This is a genomic window from Streptomyces sp. NPDC007971 (assembly GCF_042958635.1).
Classification (GTDB): Bacteria; Actinomycetota; Actinomycetes; order Streptomycetales; family Streptomycetaceae; genus Streptomyces.
Genome location: NZ_JBIBJK010000065.1, coordinates 1 through 4,625 on the forward strand (window position 1 = coordinate 1; position 4,625 = coordinate 4,625).

At 71.1% G+C, this 4,625-nt stretch carries 1 pseudogene; it reads left to right on the top strand.

The features are described from left to right. Positions 1-15 precede the first annotated feature (15 nt). Positions 16-4,625: pseudogene (locus ACFZCP_RS45730) on the top strand (type I polyketide synthase); the annotation flags it as partial.

Consider the following 4,625-nt stretch of genomic DNA (forward strand, 5'->3'; position numbering starts at 1 on the left):
CAGGTTCTGCAGGTGGACCTGGATGCGGTCGACTGGGCGGAGCAGCTGGCCGGGCTGCCTTCGCTGAGCGGTGTGGTCTCGCTGCTGGGGCTCGCCGCTGAGCATGATGCGGGCGTACCCGTGGGTCTCGGAGCCACGATCGGTCTCCTGCGGGCGTTGGGCGACGCGGGTGTGCCGGCTCCGTTGTGGTGCCTGACGTCGGGTGCGGTGGCGGCGGGCTCGGGTGATGTGGTTGCCGGGTTCGAGCAGTCGATGGTGTGGGGGCTTGGTCGGGTGGCTGCGTTGGAGCAGTCCGGCCGTTGGGGTGGTCTGGTCGATCTGCCGGACGCTCAGGACGAGGTGAGCGGTGATCTGCTGGCCGCGGTGCTTACCGGGGTGAGTGGTGAGGATCAGGTCGCGGTGCGCGGTGGCGAGATCCTCGGTCGTCGGCTGGTGCCTGCCCCGGTGGGCAGGGCGACCGGGGCCGGGTGGACTCCGCGTGGGACGGTTCTTGTCACGGGTGGTCTTGGTGCGCTGGGTGGGCATGTGGCGCGTTGGCTGGCGGCGCGTGGGGCTGAGCATCTGGTGCTGGCCAGTCGTCGTGGTGCTGAGGCCGAGGGTGCGGTGGAACTGGCGTCCGAACTGGTCGGGTTGGGTGCGCGGGTGACGTTCGCGGCCTGTGATGTGGCGGACCGGGAATCGGTCGCGGCGTTGTTGGGGAGTCTTCCGGCGCTTGACGCGGTTGTGCACGCGGCGGGGATCGAGCGTTCGGCTGCTGTTGCCGATATCGATCCGTCCGGTCCGGGTGGGTTCACTGATGTGCTGGCGGCGAAGGCTGTTGGTGCGAGGAACCTGCACGAGCTCCTTGCCGACACACCGTTGGACGCGTTCGTGCTGTTCTCGTCGATCGCCGGCGTGTGGGGCAGCGGTGGTCAGGGTGCGTATGCGGCTGCCAATGCTTATCTGGATGCTTTGGCCGAGCATCGCCGGGCTGCGGGTCTGCCTGCTACGGCGGTGGCGTGGGGTCCGTGGGCGGATGGCGGCATGGTCGCCAATGCCGGCGAGGACGCTGCGGCACAGTTGCGGCGTCTGGGCCTGCCGTCGATGGCTCCGGCGGTGGCGATCGTGGGTCTGGCCACGGCTCTGGAGCGTGGTGACGGGAACGTCGCCATCGCCGACGTGGACTGGGAGCGGTTCGCGGGGACGTTCATGGCGCAGCGTCCGAGCCCGCTGCTGAGTGAACTGCCGCAGGTGCGTGCGGTGTTCGAGGCCTCTGCGGTGGAGCCGGGGTCGTCGCCGCTGGCGCAGCGGCTTGCCGGGCTGGACGAGGCCGAGCAGGAGCGGCAGCTGACCGACCTGGTCCGGTACGAGGCGGCAGCGGTCCTCGGCCACGTGTCGGCCGACGCCTTCTCCGCGACCCGTGCCTTCCGGGAGCTGGGCTTCGACTCGCTGACCGCGGTGGAGCTGCGGACCCGGCTGAGCGAGGCCACGGGTGTAGCCCTGCCCACGACCCTCGTCTTCGACTACCCGAACGCGGCCGCGCTGGCCGCCTATCTGCGTACCGAGCTGTCCGGAGCGAGCGCCGGCTCCCTGCCCACTGCTCCCGTGGTCATGTCGGGTGTGGTGGACGAGCCGATCGCGATCGTGGGGATGGCGTGCCGGTTCCCGGGAGGTGTGGCGAGCCCCGAGGACCTGTGGCGGGTGCTGCGGTCGGGCGGGGACGTGGTGTCGGAGTTCCCGGCCGACCGCGGCTGGGACCTGGAGGCGCTCTACGACCCCGACCCGGACTCGGTGGGCACGTCGTACTCGCGGTCGGGCGCGTTCCTCTCGGATGTGAGCGGGTTCGACGCGGGCTTCTTCGGGATCTCGCCGCGCGAGGCGCTGGCCATGGACCCGCAGCAGCGGCTGCTCCTCGAAACCTCCTGGGAGGTGTTCGAGCGGGCCGGTATCGACCCGAGCGCGGTACGCGGCGAGCGGGTGGGTGTGTTCGTCGGCTCGAACATGCAGGACTACGGGCTGCTGCTGGGCACGGCCGCCGAGGACGTGGGCGGCTATGTGGCGACCGGCAACGCGGCCAGCGTCGCCTCGGGGCGCCTGTCCTACACGTTCGGCTTCGAGGGTCCGGCGGTCACCGTGGACACGGCGTGCTCGTCGTCGCTGGTGGCGTTGCACCTGGCGGTGCAGGCCCTGCGCTCCGGTGAGTGCGAACTGGCCCTGGCCGGTGGCGTGACGGTGATGTCCACGCCGGGTGCCTTCATCGAGTTCAGCCGTCAGCGGGGCCTGGCTGTGGACGGCCGGTGCAAGGCGTTCGCCGACGCGGCCGACGGCACGGGCTGGGGCGAGGGCGTCGGCATGCTGGTCGTCGAGCGCCTGTCGGACGCCCAGCGCAACGGTCACCAGGTCCTCGCCGTCGTACGCGGTTCCGCGGTGAACCAGGACGGTGCGTCCAACGGCCTGACCGCGCCGAACGGACCCTCGCAGCAGCGAGTGATCCGGCAGGCGCTGGCGACCGCGGGGCTCGCCCCCGCCGACGTCGACGCCGTCGAGGCGCACGGTACGGGCACCAAGCTGGGCGACCCGATCGAGGCCCAGGCGCTCCTCGCCACCTACGGTCAGGACCGTGCCGACGAGCCGCTGTGGCTGGGGTCCCTGAAGTCGAACATCGGTCACACGCAGGCCGCCGCGGGTGTGGCGGGTGTGATCAAGATGGTGATGGCGATGCGGCACGGCGTCCTGCCCCGCACGCTGCACGTGGACGAGCCGTCGCAGCACGTGGACTGGTCGGCGGGCGCGGTCGAACTGCTCACCGAGGAGCGTGAGTGGCCGGTCGTGGAGCGGCCGTGGCGTGCGGGTGTGTCGTCGTTCGGCTTCAGCGGTACGAACGCGCACGCCATCATCGAGCAGGCTCCCGCCGTCGAGCAGGCGGAAGCCCCGGAGCCGGCCACGCACGACGGTGGTCCGGTGCCGTGGGTGCTGTCGGCGAGTGACGAGGGTGCGCTGCGCGGCCAGGCGGAGCGACTGCTGTCCGTGGCGGACGGGCTTGCGCCCGTTGATGTCGGCTACTCGCTCGCCACGTCACGCTCGACGTTGAACCACCGTGCGGTGGTGGTCGGTGTTGAGCGGTCGGAGCTGCTCGATGCGCTGGCGGCGGTGGCCGAGGGGCGGGCGGCCGGTGGTGTGGTCTCGGGTGTGGCTGATGAGCCCGGCCGGGTGGGTTTCCTGTTCTCGGGTCAGGGTTCGCAGCGGCTTGGCATGGGGCGTGAACTGTCCGACCGGTTCCCGGTGTTCGCCGAGGCGCTGGACGAGGTGCTTGCGGAGTTCGAGCCGCAGGTCCGTGAGGTGCTGTTCGGTGAGGACGCCGATGCTCTGAACGAGACGGGGGTGACGCAGCCGGCGCTGTTCGCGGTCGAGGTCGCGCTGTTCCGGCTGCTGGAGTCGTGGGGTGTCCGCCCCGATGTGCTGGCGGGTCACTCGATCGGTGAGCTGGCTGCCGCGTATGTGTCGGGTGTGTGGTCGCTGGCGGATGCGGTGAAGGTGGTGTCGGCTCGTGCCGGGCTGATGCAGGCGCTGCCCGGGGGCGGTGCGATGGTGGCGGTCCAGGCGACGGAGGACGAGGTTGCGGCGGACCTGCCGGAGACGGTGGGTATCGCGGCGGTCAATGGGCCGTCGTCGGTCGTCGTGTCGGGTGTCGCCGCTGATGTGGAGGCTGTGGGCGAGCGGTGGCGTGAGGCGGGGCGGAAGGTGTCCCGGCTGCGGGTGAGCCATGCGTTCCACTCGCCGCTGATGGACCCGATGCTCGATGACTTCCGCGCCGTGCTGGAGGGTGTGTCGTTCGAGGCGCCGGTGATTCCGATCGTGTCGACGCTGACGGGTGCGCGGGCGACTGCCGAGGAGCTGGCGTCGCCGGGGTACTGGGTGCGGCACGTGCGCGAGTCGGTGCGGTTCGCCGACGCCGTGAGCACGCTGGTCGCCGAGGGCCTTGTCACGTTCGTCGAGGTCGGCCCGGGCGGGACGCTCTCTGCGTTGGGCCAGGAGTCCGCGCCGGACGCGGCCTTCGTACCGGTGCTGCGCGCCGATCAGCCGGAGGAGTCCGCGCTGGTGTCGGCGGTGGCGCGGCTGTGCACGCGGGGCGTGCGCCTGGACTGGGAGGCGTTCTTCGCCGGGCGTGGCGCGCGGCGCGTCGACCTGCCGACGTACGCGTTCCAGCGTGAGCGGTTCTGGCCTGAGGTGCTGCCGGCGGTGGGTGATGTGTCGGCGGCCGGTCTCGGTTCGGCGGAGCATCCGCTGCTGGGTGCGGCTGTCGCTGTGGGTGACACGGACGGTGTGCTGCTGACCGGTCGGTTGTCGGTGCGGACGCATCCGTGGCTGGCTGACTTCGTGGTGCAGGGTTCGGTGTTGTTGCCTGGTGCGGCGTTCGTGGAGTTGGCGGTCCGTGCGGGTGACCAGGTCGGGTATGACCTGGTGGAGGAGCTGGTTCTGGATGCTCCTCTCGTCCTGCCCGAGAACGGTTCGGTGCGGGTGCAGGTCTGGGTCGGTGCTGAGGATGAGTCGGGCAGGCGTGAGCTGACCTTCCACTCCAGTACGGGCGACGTGGAGGACGGTCGTTCGTGGACCCGGCACGCCACCGGTGTGCTGCGGGCCGGCGG